Genomic DNA, 18,185 nt, shown 5'->3' on the forward strand with positions numbered 1-18,185 from the left:
AACATATATACGTAGCATATATATTTATGGTTGCAAACTTTTTAACATAAATAATGCCTGCTCCACTAATTTTATGTAAGATTCCAATGTAAGCATGGCCGGAAATTTTAATAATTTCCTGAAAATCATTCCACGAATTAAAATATGCTAAGACACAAACTATTATGACTCCTAACCTTACTAAAGAATAAATTTTTCATCCGAAAAATGATACCTTCATTTCCACCACCGAATTTCATTCGTAACATCCTTAATATCCACCAAATTGACATCCAGATTCCAATTACCCGATATTGATAATGATGACTTTAAAGCAACAATTGCCCAGACCAAACAGGCTATAAAAACTTTAAAAGAAAACAATGATACTGACTCATTAGCCCAGGCATATACTCACCTGGCTAATGCCTACTATCATTTAGGAAACTATCAAAAAGCACAATTGTATTGGAAAGAAGGAAACAAATTCATCCATTCAAAGATGCCCCCATCTCTTGTATCATATTCCTATTATACAATAGGAATAATACTGAAGGCAAAAAACAAATTCAGACTGGCCCAACAAGCATTTATTAACAGCATTAAAGCCTGTCCGGAAAATCCTCATCCGGATTTATTAATTAATTTATCCTCGACTCAATTTGAATTACATCAATTTGATAAAGGAAGAGCTAATCTTGAAAGAGCACAGCATATAACGAATGAAAGCCCCCAATTAGATGAGTTAGCTGCCCATTACTTCATACAGGAAGGAAAATTTAAACAAGCGAAGCAAAGACTCCAGTCCGCCCTAAAATTATATAAGAAGATATTCGATGAAAATAACCCGAATGTTATCAGGGTGCATTCTTCACTGGATCAATTAAAATCAGGAGATGAAAATGAGCTTCGCATTCAAATAACTACCGGTGGTCTTTTCTATTCTTTGAAAGAATACATCAACATCTATATTGCCTTGTATAAACAAACAGTTGATATGTTTGGAAGTATTAAAGCAATTACCAAACACCTCACTACCGATCAATATCTGCACGATTACCAATTCTTCTCCTTCACAAAATGTTGTAAAAGCTTCGTTGCATTTTCTGCCCTGGTAAATAAAGGAACCACTGAAGACGCCATGGTATTACTGTATACTATTTATCGGAACTATCTTACAATGGCGTACCTTAATAAGGATCCGAAACAAGTGCTTTCCTTATTTAAAACGCCCAACAATAAACCCATAGAACTAATTGATCTGGTTAAATTATCACCCTATCCGGAAGATAAAATAATCCATAACTTCCTCGATAAATATTTAAGTAACTTCGCATATTCTAATTTTACAACATCAGAATATTACCGTAGTATTGATGAGACATATTATCAATATAGCGCTAAGAATATACTGATCCAGGCAACAGAAATTGGTTTATATCTTCAATTACTAATTATTAAAGAAATCGGCACATTGATAAGCAATGATAAATGGAAAAATCTTGTTGCTAAATTTATTAGGGAAGCGATACCTTTGCTTGTTGCCAGAATAGAAGTAACACATAAGGAAGATAATAAGCTTATGGCTGCAATGAAAAAAAGATTAGTTTATGCAAATTAGAACTACTATTCAATTAACCAGTTTTGGATGACCCGGAAGACCTCCAATTAAAAATTAGCCTATAAATGTATATTTGCCACGCTATGAAACTATATTATCTCCTTTTATCCCTGATCATCATCGGCGGATGTCAATCAGCTCCACAGCGGAAAGAAATACGCAATGATAGCACCCACCCATTTGAAAATGCTATCACTGAAGAACAATCCCCAAAAAAATTCCATGAGGTCATCACTACCGATCTTAATAATGATGGTAAAATGGATACCATCACGATATCTGGCCCTCCCCTGGATCCCGGCACATTTCAACAGATTGAAATCGCATTAAATGGTGGAGACGTAAAAACTTTTGAAACTGATGGCGCCTGGGATATCATAGACTCATCGTTCCTGAATGAAAACCAGAATGCCGTCAATTCTCCCCTTGTCTTTGTTTATAAAGACAACAACCAGTTTGCAATATTGCTATTTGGATATATCTATGGAGCAGGAAGAGAAGATTTCAATATCATCTATGGTAAAGGTGCACACTTCAAAATGGTTTTCGATAAAGCATTTGAAACCCCTATGAAATTGCAGGATATTAATCATGATGGTCAATTAACATTGCTGGGTCGTGAAGGATGGGTGGAATTATTTGGCAGAACAACTATAGATAGCCTCGGACCTGTAGATATCGGCACCTATGACCCGTTTTCTGTGCTTACTATTGACATGGATACTGTGGTGATGGATGAAACAGCTACCCGCGAGTACAATGAACAGAAATATATATGGCTTGGCCCAAAGGCGAGTGAATCACAGAAAATTTATTATCCTGAAAATGGTGGTAAGCCTGTATTAGCAAAGTAAAAAATTGAGGCATCACAATAGCGTGCATCAAAACGCGCTTTTGAAAATAAACAAATTAAACGGAGAAGTCAACCTAACTTCTCCAACAAAATATCTAATCCAAATAATATCCCAATTGCTTCAACCGCTCCAAAATCGCTCCCTTCGTCCTGTCAAAATACACCGTCAGCCTGCTCACCGGCATCCCCTTCTCAAACATGATCTTTAACTCCTCATCCTGCCTTGCCGACCATGGCTTCGCCGCCTCTTTTAACGCTGCTCTCTTCTTAATAATATTCTTTTCGGGCGTAGACGTATGCTTATTAATTCTTCTCAGTGAAGAAGTCCTGACATTATTATAAGGATTCCCTTCTGCCTTCACCTTCAAAACATTAATATACGGCGAGGCTGGAAAACCCGCAGGCACCAGCGTCTCAGGAATATTCAACTGCCCCTTGGTCCTTGTAACCGCAACGTATAAAAGGTTCACCTCCTCCATCAACCGATCCACATCAGCCTCTTCCTTTTTATTCAATTCCTTCAGCTTCTCCTCCGCAATAAAATCATTCACCAGGTACACCGTATCATACTCCATCCCTTTCGCCCTGTGCACCGTTGAAAAGATCATCTCTGCCTTATGTCGATGCTCATCCCCTACATGCAACGCTTTCAACTTCTTCATGATCGCAAAGATCTCATTCCCATATTCCTTCACAATCTCTACCATCGTCGCCAGCTGCACATCCTCCGTTTTTTCTATATATTCTTCCAGCTCATCCAGGTTCCGCATTGACTTCACCACCTTATCATTCACCTTGTCTAAATTCCCATTCTGCAGGTTCAATACATCATACAAAGATGTACCATCATCTGCATAGGTATATGAATTGATATTCCCCTCGAAATAAATATGCTTCACCTTAGGGTTATCTGTAATAAAATCTATCGCGTTCAGCAACAACCCAAGGTTCGTTCTTGCGATCGTAGCCTTCAGGTTCCCCAGCTTCACAGGCTTTGGCCGCCCAAAGATGGATACCTTTTGCGTTTCGGCCATGTGATTCTTCCAAAAGAGTATCTCAGATGCCAGATTAGCCACATCCTGCACATACCGGAAACTCGTTGATAACCGCAGTAAATCGTAATGAGCCTTCTCCAATGAGTTCACCGCATGCCGCCATCCATAAATTTGCTGGTGTACATCCCCTACTATCACCTTTGTCGCTTCCTGCTTCAGGATCACATCCAGCATCACCCCGGAAGCATCCTGTGCTTCATCAAAAAGTATATAGTCGTAATATAAAACTGGATTGACCAACTGGAACTTTTTCAAATAAAAATCATGGGTGATCTCTATCTCCCCCGTATTCATTTTATTTAAAATCGCCCGCGTTCCATTTTCAATAGTGCTATAAAACTTTGTCACAAACGCTACCGCTTCCTTATCTGTCAACGTTTCCAGGTAGTTGAGCTCCACGATCTTTACCGTACTGCTGTTACAATAGTAAGAAAGGAATTTATTGATATGCGTCGCTATCACATATTCATTGTGCTTTTCTCCATTCCCCTTCAATCGCAACATATCCACAATCTCTCCATTCTTATACCCCTGCCCTCTTACCTTATATTTATGTGCAAATACGATTTGCTTATACGCCAATGAATGCGCAGTCTCTACCCGTACATTTGAAAGCCCTTTTGCTTCAAACTTACGTGTCGCCTCCAACCTGACTGATTTATTAAACGCTAGATATAATATGGACGGATTGCCGGGCCTCGACGCGGCATACTCTACGATAGTCGTAGTCTTGCCGGATCCCGCAATGGCATTGATCCGGACACTGCCCCTTGATTGAATAATAGCAGTCTGCTCTTTAGTCAGCTTTATCGAAGAATAGCCATTCCCTTGTTCCATAATCGCGAATTTCCAGCTAAACACTCAAATAAAAAAATTGATATGATAAATATCAACACAGGTAAAGCCAGAAATTTATTTATTTGAGCATTAAAGGTAAATTTTAATGAAACATCTTTTTTTAAGAAGCTGTTCATTATTCAACCATTTTTCGACAATGCAAATGTGTCTGCTACCCAACAAGGTTATTTAATAAACTTAATCTCCATAATCTTTTGCTCAAAATCAGTCGCAGGTACCAACGCCCGCGACTTGATCCGGGTCTTATAAGTATACACAGTACTTACACTATAATCCAGGATCTTCGCAATCGCCTCATGCTCAATAATCCCCAACCGCATCAATGCAAATATGCGCAACGTCGCATTCAGCGTTTCGCCAGACTTCGGCCAGATCTGGTCCTCTGTTTTCAGCAACGCATTAAAGGATGCAATAAAGTTCGGGAACATCGTCAAAAAAACACTATCCAGCATATTATACAAACTCTCCTTCTCTTCATTGATATGAATCCCCTTCATCAGATCGTTCACATCATTATACTTCTTCAGCTTTATATTATGCAAAGTATGCTGCTTTATCTTCTCCAACGTTTCTATATAAGAAGAACAGGTCTTAAAAAACAACCCGATCAATTCCTCCTTTATCTTCGACGACTCCCACAACTGTTCATTTACATGCTCTAACTGTGCATTCTTCTCCTTGATCATCAGCTCGCTGGCCTTTATCTGCAATAGTTGCTTCCTGTAAATAAATAACAGGAAAAACAACACTACCGCCACAATCAAAAATGTCAAAAAGCCAATTAACAACTTATCCCGCTGATGTTGTTTCTCATCTATCATCTTCCCCGCCACCAACGGCAACAATGATTCTATCTGCACGGCCCGGTTTTTCGCCCCATAAAAATTGGCATTGCGCGCCGCTGCCTGCATAAATATATAAGCGTCATTTGTATGGTTCATATGATATAACTCCTGCGCCAGCAGAAATATCGCCAACGTCTCCTTTGTTGAAGACCGTACATCCCCAATCGCCGCCAACGCTAAAAAAAGTACCTTATCCTTCCCCTTATATGCAGCCGCTATGCGCGTAGCCACCATTGCTATACGATGGGGTGACAACCGCTGCGCCATGATCAAATGGAAGAAATAGTCCGGGGTCAGACTTTTATGCCTCAATGAATCCGGCAAAAAAGCCAGGTCAACCGTTTTTTCAAAATCATTCACAGGCGTAATCACCTGCGCCTTTCTAAAATCCAGATCCGACTGGTCATAATATCCCCTGGAAAAAAAAGGATCATTGTCATAATCCGCAATGCTTTGATTCAACCTCGCCCGCATAGTCAGGTAATCACTCCACTGCGCCTGTGTAAACCTGCTCGTATCTATTTTTCTGATTACGTCAAACGCTTCCTTATAAAATCCGGAAAAATATAAAGTATACCCCAACCTGATCTCACTCTCAATCAACTGATCCTTTTGATGAAACTGCTCTGCCAGGTTCACCATCTTCTTTACATACACATATGCAGAATCAAATTTAAAAGAAGAATATTCCTCATATATTTTTGAACAAAGATCATATTGCAGCGTAAAATTATTGCTGTCCGCATGAAGCAATGAAGACCGCAAATTACCTATCCGATTGATCCTCGTCAGGTCAAAATTGTTTTCTTTTTTCAACTCTGATTTCAGCACCTCCACCAAACTATCTGCATCAATATGCTGTGCATACCCCTGAAAAAATGCCAGTACAAAAACGGCTATAAATGTTATTCTGTTCATATGTAAGTACCTTAAAAGTACATTTTTTGTCCTGAAACCTCTTAGATTTTTTGCCCCCAAAATGCTATCAACACACTGATTATCAATAATAAGTAATTAGATTTTTCACCCACCATCTCCCCCGTCAATACAAGTCGCTTAATTAGTGATTTATTTTGATCCGCTGCAGCGATGTTAAAAAATTTATCCACGTTCTACTATTAAGCACTCCGTTATGCTAAAAAATTTTTTTTGTCTAATCTTTATTCTGCTTGGATACACATCCTTTGGTCAAAACAGGACGATCACCGGCAAAGTCATTGATTCTACAACCAACGATCCGTTGCCAGGCGTAACGATCCGGGTGGTAGGATCTAAAGCAGGCACCACCACCGACGGCAATGGCTCATTTGTATTAAACATTAATACAGCTGACCAGGCACTCACTTTTTCTTCCATTGACTACCTCACGCAAACTGTCCGGCTCTCCAACCAAAACACACTGCTGGTAAAACTGGTCCAAAATGTCCAGGAACTAAAAGGTGTCGAAGTGGTCAGCGTCGGCTACGGTACATTGAACAGAAAGGAAGTTTCAAGTGCCATCACCCACGTGAGCGCGAACGAACTAAAAGCCGTAGCAGGCAATAACCCGCTCATGTCCCTCCAGGGAAAAGTAGCGGGATTGACCATCACCAACACTGCCACCGCCGATCCAAACTCCTCTCCCAACATCCAGCTACGGGGCGTTTCTTCCCGAAGCGCAGGCCTGGGGCCACTGTATGTCATCAATGGAGTGCCCGGCGGTAATATCGATAACATTAATCAGAATGATATCGAATCTATCGACGTGCTTAAAGGCGGTGCAGCATCTGCCATCTATGGCACCCGGGGTAGCAACGGCGTGATCATCATCACTACCAAAAAGGGCACAGGCGATTCAAAACTGGTGTACAATGGCTACGTGAGCCTGGACAAAATCACCATGGCTCCCCGCGTGCTCACTGCCAGCGAGTTCCGGCAATACCGCGTTAATGCCACCCCAACCATGGGTATCGACTACGGCGCCAATACTGACTGGATGAAAGCAGTGACCCGCAATCCTACCTACGGCCAGAAGCATACCCTGCAGATCTCAGGCGGTACCGCAAATGATAACTACTTTGCCTCTGCCGACTACCGGAATGCCACCGGTATTGACCTTCGTGCCTATAAAAAGGAATATGGCGCACGTCTGAATGTGAACCATACCTCAAAGAGTAATGTCTATACCGTGGCGCTCAATGTGGCGCCCCGTTATATGAAAACCAGCAACGCCGATCAATCCAACTTTAATAATGCGATAACGCTCAATCCAACTCAACCCGTGTACGATAGTACCGGCTATCATTATCTCAACACCGGTTTCTTCTCCAACAACCCTGTTGAAAATGCCCGGTTGATCAAAAGTCAGGCTGAGATAAAAGAACTGGATATGAGCGGTTCTGTAAGAGTGAACATCCTGAAGAACCTGTATTCAACAGCGACCATCTCCAATATTAAATCCTCTTATAAGAACCTTTATTTCCGTCCGTCTACCATGACCACCATCGTGCATACAGGACAAACGACTAAAACAAACTATGCCTCACAGGAGCAGGTGGACAACGATCAGCAGAACATTGAATGGACCATCAATTATGGCCTGAACTATCACCAACACCATTTCAAATTACTGGGTGGCTATTCCTATAGTTATTTTAATTACCAGCAATTCAGTGCCAACAACTACGATTTTCCATTCGATACTTTTGAATGGAACAACCTGGGTTCCGGTACCTGGAATGGTGGCGACAAAGGCAATGGTCAGAGCGCTGTGTCCTCTACGCAAAACGATTCCCGGCTTGCAGCATTCTTTGGCAGGATCAACTATGACTTTGATAATAAGTACATCCTCACTGCCAGCATTCGTCACGAAGGTTCATCCAAGTTCGGTACTGACAATAAATGGGGGAACTTCCCTGCCGTATCCCTTGCATGGCGAATCTCTGACGAGAACTTCATGAAAGATAAGATCAGCTGGCTGAACGACCTGAAACTGAGAGCTGACTACGGCATCACCGGCAACCAGGATTTCGGTAACTACCTTTCCCTGCTGCTCTATGGTGGTTATGGATACTTCACCTTCAATGGTGTTACCTACCAGGTATATGGCCCTTCACAGAATGTGAACCCCGACCTGAGTTGGGAAAAAGCGATCAACTTTAACGCAGGCATCGACTTCGATATCTTCAATAGCCGCTTATCCGGTTCACTCAACTACTATGTACGTACCAACAAAGATCTGTTAGGATATTATAACGTACCACTGCCACCGAACTCTCAGTCACAAACATTCACCAATGTGGGTACTATGAAGAACTCCGGTCTGGAAGTACAATTGAATGCACAGGTCATCCGGAAAAGTGACTTCAATTATAATATCTCCTTCACCACCGCCCTTAATAATAACAAGTTCGTTTCCTTCTCCAACAAGGTGTATCAGGGCTCTCCTTACCTCGATCTGGCAGGATTACCAGCTCCCGGTAGCCCAGGTACAATTCAGCGTGTACAGGAAGGCCACCGCATCGGTGAATTCTATATGTTAAGATCAGCAGGTGTAGATGAAAATGGTGCATTGCTGGTCTATAAAAAAGATGGTACTATCGTCACCGCCAACAATGCCAATGCAGATGACAAACAATTTGTAGGTAATGGTCTGCCTAAATTTACCGGTTCACTTGGCAATGTATTCACCTATAAAAACTGGGACCTGAACATCTTCTTCCGTGGCAACTTTGGCTATAAGATCTTCAACATGCAGGCATTCTACATCGGTACGCCTGCTACACAAACAGATGCCAATACATTGCGCTCTGCCTACGATCCGGGTAGTAAATATGCGAAGCTGACCAGTTCATCTACATTATCACTGGCCTCCGATTACTTCCTCGAATCAGGTTCATTTGTTAAGATTGATAATGTGACACTGGGCTACAGCCATGCTGTCAAATCCAAATTCATGCAAGCCTTCAGGGTGTATGCAGCTGCCAGCAACCTGCATACTTTCACCAGCTTCAAAGGTGGTGACCCTGACCTGTATCCTGTGAACGGCTTAACACCCGGGGTACAAGGTAATTTAAATTTCTATCCGGCTACAATCCAGTTCCTGGGCGGCTTACAGGTAACCTTCTAAAAAAGACAATCATGAAAAATAACTATATAGTGAAAGCTGCACTGACCACATTACTGATCTTTGGCAGCTGTACAAAACTGGATGAAACAGTATACGACAAAGTTGACGCTGGCCAGTTCCTCACAAGAAGAGATGATGTGATCAGAGATTTTCTTCGTCCATTTGAACATGCGTATTGGAGCATTCAGGGAAATGATATCTATGCCGCCGGCGAAAACGCTTCCGACGAAATAGGAACATACAACCGTCAGGGTGACTGGCAGGATGGTAACTACTACCAACGTATGCACTACCATACATGGACTACACAGGATGGCTTTACAAGTGGTGCCTGGACTGCATTTTACCAGGGTATCGTATTGGCCACCAACTCCCTGCAGGATATGGAAAGTATAACTGACCCTGCTAAACTCAATATCACTGCTACCGAACTAGCAGATTTCAAAGCAGAACTCAGAACACTGAGAGCCTGGTTTTACCTGCGTGCATTTGATTTCTATCGCAACATTGAAATCATCACCGATGTAAAACATACCACTACCGGCAATAAACAATCCACACCAGCCGAAACCTTCGCTTACATCGAGTCCGAATTAAAAGCTGCCATCCCTGATCTGCCTAAAAGAGCAGACTTAGGCAGCAACGGTATTGGCCGCTGGACACAGGCAGGAGCAGCAGCATTGCTGGTACGCCTCTACCTGAATGCACAGGCATATATCAACACAGATAGGTATACTGATTGCGCCACCGTAGCACAGGATATCATTGATGGTAAATATGGTGCCTATGCACTGGATACCCGTTGGGATGCGCCGTTTGATTATACAAACAGCACGGTCAATTCAGAAACTATTTACGGTTTCCCCTGTACACTATCACGTACCCACTGGCAATACGATGGCGGTATGTACTTTTGGAGTCTCACATACGATGCAGCTCCTTTGTATTGTAAGTTTACTGATTTTGGTCAGTCAAATCCAAGATTTGCATTACAACCTGGCAGAGATGTAGACAGTGTGGAATATCCATTTGCACTGGGAAAACCATTTGTAAAATTCCAACACTACCCTGACGATTATCGGCTTAAATTGTACAAGAACCTGGGCAACAGCACCCGTGAAGGTATGTTCCTCTTCGGTTACCTGCCTTTCGAACGTTCTGTGAATGGTGCAACAGTGCCAGATACGGTTCGTGGTAACAAAGGATCTTACCCTTTATTTATCCGCGACCAGGTAGGTTGGTTCCTCGATGCAAAACCAGGTACAGTCATTGCTGACAAAGAATCCAACATGAATCATGCGGATCATAATTCAGGCATATTTATGTTGAAATATCCGATGTATCCTACACCTGATGCCAACCGTATTACATCCGCCTATGCAGAAGTACGTTTGTCAGAAATCTATTATTCACTTGCTGAATGCAAATACAGGGCTGGAGATAAGGCTAGTGCTGCCGTGTTACTGAATGCCGTTCGCAAACGTAACTATCCTGAAGGTTCTACAAGTCTGTATAAAACCGATGGTAGTCAGCTAACCGATCAGGAGATGCTGGATGAATGGGGTCGTGAATTCCTGGGAGAAAACCGTCGTCGTACAGACCTGGTTCGCTGGGGCGTATTTAACACCGGCACCTGGTGGGACAAACAACCTGATGCTGACAATCATACGGCCATCTTCCCTATCGGAAAAGATATTATGGGAGCCAATCCACAACTGGTGCAGAATCCCGGCTATGAATGATTATTAATAAACAATACAATAGATGATTCAAGTTTCAAAATGTTTCCTGTTCTTCCTGGGTGTCATGTGCTGGGGTGCGGTAAATGCGCAAAAGATCCCTATCCGACAGTCAGGTCTGGTGGGCAATTCTATTGCTGAATTTATTCCGGAAGGCTTTGATCCATCGAAAACACCTTCATTAATGCTGCAACGTGAGCCGGCGATAAAAGGTAAGGTGCCTGCTAACTGGAAAGTAGTACCTGAATTTAATGGAACAGGTGCAAGTGTTAAACTAGATGAAGAAATCAGTTTATATGGTGGTGGAGAAGTAACAGGACCGCTGCTGAGAAACGGTCAGACAATCAAACTCTGGAATACCGACAATGGTGCATATGGTACGGATAGTGGCAAGCGACTGTACCAGACACACCCATGGGTAATTGGTGTAAGAAAAGACGGTTCTGCATTCGGCGTGCTCTTTGAAAGTCAGTGGAAATCTACACTGACCACCCAATCAGACAAGGTATCTTTTAATACAGAAGGCGGTACACGCTTCCGGGTATTTGTGATCGATCGCTCCTCTCCGCAGGAAGTAGTGAAAGGATTGGCAGAATTAACAGGCACCATGGAAATGCCGCCAAGATGGGCATTGGGCTATCAGCAATGCAGGTTCTCTTACCTCACGGAACAACGGGTAAGAGAGATTGCCGATACCTTCCGGCTCAAACAAATTCCTTGTGATGCGATCTGGATGGATATTGATTATATGGAAGGCTTCCGGATCTTTACTTTTAATAAAAAGAATTTCCCGGATCCGAAACAGCTCAATGCCGATCTGCATGCATAGAACTTTCATTCCATCTTTATGATAGATCCCGGTGTGAAAGCTGATCCTGCTTATTCCGTATACCAGTCTGGTACAGCGCAGGATGTATGGGTGAAAGATAGCACCGGAAAAGAATATCATGGCAAAGTATGGCCAGGTGATTGTGCCTTCCCTGATTTCACGATTCCTCGTACACGGCAGTGGTGGTCCGGGTTGTACCGCAACTTCATGGCCAATGGTATAGATGGTATCTGGAATGATATGAACGAACCCGCTGTAATGGATGGGAACCTGGGTACCATGCCATACAACACGCCGCATCGTGGGGGTGGTACATTACCCGCAGGTCCACACCTGTTATATCACAATGCTTATGGCAGACTGATGGTACAGGCTACCCGCGAAGGTGTGATGGCAGCCAATCCGGATAAAAGACCTTTCATACTCACCCGTGCAAATTTACTGGGAGGACAGCGCTTTGCTGCTACCTGGACGGGTGATAACCTGGCAGATGCACGGTTTATGAAAGTATCAGTTCCTATGTCAATTACATTGGGCTTGTCAGGACAGCCTTTCAGCGGACCGGATATCGGAGGTTTCCTGGAAAATACATCTAAAGAATTATGGGCAGACTGGATTGGATTTGGTGCGCTGTTGCCATTTGCAAGAGGCCATGCCTGCGAAGGAACGAATAACAAAGAACCATGGGCGTTTGGACCGGATATCGAAAAGACATCCCGCATTGCACTGGAACGCAGGTATCGGTTATTACCTTATCTCTATACGTTGTTTTACAAGGCACATCAGACAGGGTTACCCATTATGCAGCCTGTCTTCTTTGATGATCCGGCAGATGCAAGGTTGAGAGCAGAAGAACAGGCATTCCTGTTAGGTGAAGATCTGCTGGTCATCCCTTCATTTGCACAGAACCCTGCATTGCCAAAAGGTAAATGGGAACAATTGCAATTGATTGACGGAGATAGTCAGGATGCGCATCAGGCAAGATTACTGATCAAAGGGGGGTGCATTCTTCCAGTAGGAAAAGCAATACAGCATACAAATGATAATTCATTAGAGGAACTGACATTGTTTATTTCTCTGGATGGTACAGGCAAGGCGAAGGGAGAATTGTACTGGGATGCTGGTGAAGGCTGGGGTTTTAAGAAAGGAGAATATTGTCAGTTAACTTTTCAGGCGAAAGAGGAAAAGGGAGTGACTAAAATTAGTCTCGCTTCAAGGAATGGGAAGTATGATATAGACAAAGAGATCCATCATGTAAATGCAATCGTAATAAAAAATGGAGAGCAGTATGAGGGAGTGATTACACTCAAAGGCGGGGAGATAAAAACGAATTGATTATGGTTTGAATCAGGTCCACATCAAAAGGCATCGACGATTGTCGGTGCCTTTCTGTTTTTTTATCTTTATATTATTATGCCCGTGTAGATCAGCTGGATGTCTCGGAAAATATTCTCTTCTACTTTATCAACCCGGCCTTTTATTGATGACATTTTTATACGAAATTTGTTTTTTATAAAATTAATTATATATCTTTGCCGTCCCAACGGAAAAAGCCGGTGGTATAATACAAACGCGGAAGTAGCTCATTTGGTAGAGCACGACCTTGCCAAGGTCGGGGTGGCCGGTTCGAGCCCGGTCTTCCGCTCAAAAATAAAGGGTGTATCGATAATACGATATGCCCTTTTTTCATTTAGTCGACTGCCGGAAACGTCCACTTGTTTACCAGAAGTCACTCTCACAAATAGAAATAATATCTAATATCTGTACCTTTGCATCCTATTTAATATCCCTATGCTAACAACTAAAGAGAACAGCGCACCTCTATCTGAGGAGGCTATTATCAAAATTAAAGAGTTCCGCTACGACTTCTGGAAATTTTTCCTGGGCACCTTCATCATTGGGGTAGCCGGCATTATTACCACCTGTATTTATAAAGGCTATGAGCTAAAGATCTCTTCCCGCCAAACGGAGAATGAATACCTGAACTCCTATATCACCCAATACAATAACCTGTATACCTCCGACTCTCTCGGTAAATACGACAAGATTGCCGAGATGTTCGAAGTACTGTCTATCGCCACTACCGATGCTGATATGCAACAGCGATGGGATTCTCTGAGACGTTATTTTCAGGGCAAGATCCAGTTGATCACTGATTCTATCGGCAAGTACAAAGATTCTGTTGCGGTAGCGTCTATCAAGGTAGATAGCTTTAAACAGGTGCAGCAGGACCTGGAAGTAAAGATCAATACCCTCGCCAAAACGAAGTCAGAAGGGAATAATGATAAGATCGTAAAACTACAGGTACAACAGGAACAGTTGAGAGACAGTGTTTCGACCAGGCAATTACAACTCAACAGGTTTGCAAATATCAAACTGAATGCGGAGAAATATGCCCAGGAACGCATGATCCATCCGCCTACGTCATTACCTACTGCTGAAAAGAATTATGAAATTGTGTATGACCTGGATAGATATACTGCACTGGGTAATACAAGTGAGATCATTGAAGGGATTGCAGTGAAGATAAATAGTATCAATGAGCAGACAGGTGCTATTTCAATAACAGTGGATAAAAATGATCACAATGCACAGACACTGGAATTGAAGCCGGGAAGTAGTACGCCGATGCTGACGTTTGGTGATGATACCTTTCAGGTGAAGGTTACGATGAAGAGTTGTGAGGCACATATTATGCCCGGAAAGAAAGTAGCGAAGTACCAGATTATTGTACAGAAGCTGAAAGCATAAACCATTACCATATTCTTCCTAAATGCACCAATAAATATTGTTGGTGCATTTATTCCTTCTCCTCGTCCAATTTAAATTGCATCGCCTTATCCGCTTCCTCTTCCAACTTAAACTGCATAGCCTCATCCCCCATCCTATCCGCCTCTTCCTCCAAACCCGCATCATCATTCACAGGTACCCCAGCCTTCATCTGCATGGTAGCCTCCACCCTCCCCTGCTTCTGCTGCACTACATGCCACGCCTCATGTGGCAAATGCCTTTCCTGCCCGGGAGCAATATGAATATCAGTCCCCTGTGCATAAGCATGGGCCTGTAACTGTGCCGGTTCAGAAGAATTATAATGAACATTCACATCATCCATAGAAATACCAGATAGATTTTCCACCCCTGACTTCAGGTTATCGGGTAAACCAGTATTATTTTCTTTTAGCTGAAAAGGCTGCACTGCCTCGCGGGATATACCACCGGTACCCTGACGATCATCTGTAACAGCAGGATTGTGATGCGTTATTTGAGGTTCGTATGACATATAAAAAGAATGTAGAGTAATGTACTAAAAATTCTCTGGATTTCATTATATCATATACTATTATAGGGTATTCTTCACTTCAGAAATTTTCAGTAATTTAACAAAAAACCTGACTGATCAGTTCGAAAGAACCCATTTGTTGTAATTTCCAACCAATTTCTTGTATAATCTATTGTTAATGAATTTGTGGCATTCTATATGCTGCCAATTCTCCAAACAGGAATTATGGAATCACATGCCGTTAAGATCATCGAAATCCACGATGTCACACACGATGTAAAATACTTTAGACTGGAAAAGCCCACAGGATACAACTTCGTCCCGGGACAAGCTACTGAGATCTCCCTCTCTATCCCCGGCTGGGAAGAAGAACGCCGACCGTTCACCTTCACTGCACTGAACGAAGCTCCCTACCTGGAATTTACTATTAAGGGATATCCGGATCATGATGGTGTCACCAAACGCCTGCATGAGCTAAAACCAGGAGACACAATTAACATTCACGATGTATGGGGCGCTATCTCCTACAAAGGTCCCGGTTACTTTATCGCCGGTGGCGCTGGTATCACACCTTTCATCGCCATCCTGCGACAATTGTACAAGGACCAAAAAATAACCGATAATTATCTTTTCTTTTCGAACAAAACAGCCGCTGATATCATTTATGAATCAGAGCTAAACCAGATCCTTGGAAAAAACGTCCGCCACACCCTGACGAAAGAAAAGAAAGATGGCTTTGACAACAGGAAGATAGACGCCAGCTACTTAAAAGAACAGATCAAAGATTTCAATAAACACTTTTATGTATGTGGTCCTGACCAGATGGTAAAAGACATCAGTGCCGCACTGGAAGAACTGGGCGCCAAAGCAGATGCCGTCGTATTTGAAAAATAATGACGCCCTTTTTTACCAACCTGTAGATAAACTAAACATACTCTCACTCACAATTAATTAATATTATGACTGACACTTCAGCAACAGTAAAGTCTACTTCTATAGACGCTCTTTCTGTTAATACCATTCGCTTTTTATCTATCGATGCCGTACAAAAAGCAAATTCCGGCCACCCCGGCCTGCCATTAGGTGCCGCACCTATGGCATATGTAATTTTTAACCGTATCATGCGTTACAATTCCAGTGACCCGAAATGGTTTAACAGGGATAGATTTGTACTCTCTGCAGGACATGGTTCTGCTTTATTATACAGCATGCTTCACCTCACCGGCTATGACCTTTCGCTCGATGACCTGAAGCATTTCAGACAGATTGGTTCTAAAACACCCGGTCACCCTGAAAGCATGCTTACCCCAGGTATTGAAGTGACCACAGGCCCATTAGGACAAGGATTGGGCAATGCCATCGGGATTGCAATGGCCGAAGCACACCTCGCCGCTAAGTATAACCGGCCTGATCATAAAATAATCGATCACTTTACCTACGTAATCGCCAGCGATGGCGATATGATGGAAGGGGTGGCTTCTGAAGCTTCCTCTCTGGCAGGCCACCTGAAATTAGGTAAACTCATATGTCTGTATGATGATAACAAGATCTCCCTGGATGGTCCCACCAGCCTCGCCTTCACCGAAGATGTACTGAAAAGATATGAAGCATACGACTGGCATGTGCAAATCGTTGAAGATGGAAATGACCTGAATGCCATCGAAGCTGCTGTGAAGAAAGCACAACAGGTCACTGACAAACCATCTATTATCGCAGTACGTACTATCATTGGTTATGGTAGTCCGCTGGCAGATTCCAATAAAGTACATGGTAGCGCCATGGGCGAAGAAAATGTGCGCAAGACGAAAGAGTTCTATGGCGCAGACCCAGACAAACAATTCTATGTGCCTGCCGAAGTAAAAGAGCACATGCTGCTCCGCACCAAAGAAGGCGCAAAATTCCAACAGGAATGGAACAAGCAATTTGATGCATATAAAGCCGCTTTCCCTGCCGAAGGAAAAGAACTGGAATTAAGCTCCCATGATGAATTACCGGAAGGATGGCAAAATAGCCTGCCTGTGTTCACAGAAAAAGACGGCGCACTTGCTACCCGCCAGGCTCATGGTAAGGCACTGTTGGCCTTAAAAAAGGTCATTCCTTACATTTTTGGCGGTAGTGCTGACCTTGCCTCTTCCAATGACATGCCTTTGGATTCAAAACTGAGTTTCCAGCCTGATCATTATGAGGAAACAAACATCTGGTTTGGTGTTCGTGAACATGGCATGGGATCTATCCTGAACGGGATGGCGGCACACAAAGGTGTGCGCGTTTATGGCGGTACCTTCCTCACCTTCTCCGATTATATGAAAGGCTCCATTCGTTTAGCTGCCCTCACTAAAGCGCCTGTCGTTTATGTTTTCACCCACGATAGCGTTGGTCTTGGTGAAGATGGTCCTACCCACCAGCCTATCGAACAGGTAGCTGCGCTGCGTGTGGTGCCCAATCTCGTAACCATTCGTCCCGCAGACGCCAATGAAACTGTACAGGCATGGCGACTGGCACTGGAAAGAAAAGAAGGCCCTGTTGCGCTGATCTTAAGCCGTCAGAAATTACCGGTATTGGATCAGTCAAAATTCCCTTCTGCCGAAAATGTGAAGAAAGGTGCTTATGTACTGCAGGATAATGGTGAGGAATTACAATTAATTTTGATCGCTACCGGCTCTGAAGTATCACTGGCACTGGCTGCACAGGAACAACTCAGTAAAGAAGGTGTAAGCAGCAGAGTTGTAAGCATGCCTTCATGGGAACTGTTCGAAGAACAGGATGCCGCTTACAAAGAAAGCGTACTGCCTAAAAAAATAGTAAAAAGAATATCTATCGAAGCCCTCACGCCTTTTGGATGGGATAAATACGTGGGTACTGAAGGAAAGGTGTTAGGCATCAATCGCTTTGGTGAATCCGGACCGGGAGAAGAAGTACTGAAGGAACTGGGATTCTCTGTGGAGAATGTGGTCGCTGAGGCAAAGAAACTGATCGGTTAATGGCAAGCATATGAAAAAGGGAAGGCTCCTTATGGCT

General features: G+C 43.0%; 11 protein-coding genes, 1 tRNA gene and 1 pseudogene. 10 read left to right on the top strand and 3 right to left on the bottom strand.

Annotated elements, in window-relative coordinates; genetic code table 11:
* Nucleotides 1–265: 265 nt before the first annotated feature.
* Both SIO70_RS27835 and SIO70_RS27840 read left to right on the top strand, forming a co-directional pair.
* A complete protein-coding gene (locus tag SIO70_RS27835) occupies nt 266–1,600 on the top strand; it encodes a hypothetical protein (protein ID WP_320576380.1) in 1,335 nt (444 codons plus the stop codon).
* Between the two features lie 83 nt (nt 1,601–1,683).
* Complete coding sequence (locus SIO70_RS27840) at nt 1,684–2,454, top strand: hypothetical protein (protein ID WP_320576382.1); 771 nt, start codon at nt 1,684–1,686, stop codon at nt 2,452–2,454.
* Nucleotides 2,455–2,548: 94 nt separating this feature from the next.
* On the opposite strand, the gene SIO70_RS27845 is transcribed toward SIO70_RS27840, so the two are convergent.
* Nucleotides 2,549–4,345, bottom strand: coding sequence for a 3'-5' exonuclease (locus SIO70_RS27845; RefSeq protein ID WP_320576384.1), 1,797 nt, complete (start codon nt 4,343–4,345; stop codon nt 2,549–2,551).
* 185 nt (nt 4,346–4,530) lie between these two features.
* Nucleotides 4,531–6,129, bottom strand: coding sequence for a DUF6377 domain-containing protein (locus SIO70_RS27850; RefSeq protein ID WP_320576387.1), 1,599 nt, complete (start codon nt 6,127–6,129; stop codon nt 4,531–4,533).
* 214 nt (nt 6,130–6,343) lie between these two features.
* Here SIO70_RS27850 and SIO70_RS27855 point away from each other — a divergent pair, with 214 nt between their 5' ends.
* The 6 genes and pseudogenes from SIO70_RS27855 (at nt 6,344) to SIO70_RS27880 (ending at nt 14,638) form a co-directional block, all read left to right on the top strand.
* Complete coding sequence (locus SIO70_RS27855; protein WP_320576389.1) at nt 6,344–9,319, top strand: SusC/RagA family TonB-linked outer membrane protein; 2,976 nt, start codon at nt 6,344–6,346, stop codon at nt 9,317–9,319.
* 11 nt (nt 9,320–9,330) lie between these two features.
* Entirely contained in the window at nt 9,331–11,061 is a 1,731-nt protein-coding gene (locus SIO70_RS27860; protein ID WP_320576391.1) for a RagB/SusD family nutrient uptake outer membrane protein, read from the top strand.
* 181 nt (nt 11,062–11,242) lie between these two features.
* A pseudogene (locus tag SIO70_RS27865) lies at nt 11,243–12,595 on the top strand (TIM-barrel domain-containing protein); the annotation flags it as partial.
* A 93-nt stretch (nt 12,596–12,688) separates the two neighbouring features.
* Nucleotides 12,689–13,222, top strand: coding sequence for a DUF5110 domain-containing protein (locus SIO70_RS33550; protein ID WP_414017943.1), 534 nt, complete (start codon nt 12,689–12,691; stop codon nt 13,220–13,222).
* A gap of 237 nt (nt 13,223–13,459) precedes the next feature.
* Nucleotides 13,460–13,532: transfer RNA gene (locus SIO70_RS27875), tRNA-Gly, on the top strand.
* Between the two features lie 146 nt (nt 13,533–13,678).
* Entirely contained in the window at nt 13,679–14,638 is a 960-nt protein-coding gene (locus SIO70_RS27880; protein ID WP_320576393.1) for a hypothetical protein, read from the top strand.
* Nucleotides 14,639–14,687: 49 nt separating this feature from the next.
* On the opposite strand, the gene SIO70_RS27885 is transcribed toward SIO70_RS27880, so the two are convergent.
* Nucleotides 14,688–15,167, bottom strand: coding sequence for a DUF4157 domain-containing protein (locus SIO70_RS27885; protein WP_320576396.1), 480 nt, complete (start codon nt 15,165–15,167; stop codon nt 14,688–14,690).
* 225 nt (nt 15,168–15,392) lie between these two features.
* Here SIO70_RS27885 and SIO70_RS27890 point away from each other — a divergent pair, with 225 nt between their 5' ends.
* Both SIO70_RS27890 and tkt read left to right on the top strand, forming a co-directional pair.
* Nucleotides 15,393–16,061: an FAD-binding oxidoreductase gene (locus SIO70_RS27890; RefSeq protein ID WP_320576398.1), complete on the top strand. Its 669-nt coding sequence runs from the start codon at nt 15,393–15,395 to the stop codon at nt 16,059–16,061.
* Nucleotides 16,062–16,126: 65 nt separating this feature from the next.
* Nucleotides 16,127–18,148 (top strand): transketolase, encoded by a 2,022-nt coding sequence (gene tkt / locus SIO70_RS27895; RefSeq protein WP_320576399.1) that lies wholly within the window; start codon nt 16,127–16,129, stop codon nt 18,146–18,148.
* The last annotated feature ends 37 nt before the right edge of the window (nt 18,149–18,185 follow it).

Source organism: Chitinophaga sancti (assembly GCF_034087045.1).
Classification (GTDB): domain Bacteria; phylum Bacteroidota; class Bacteroidia; order Chitinophagales; family Chitinophagaceae; genus Chitinophaga; species Chitinophaga sancti_B.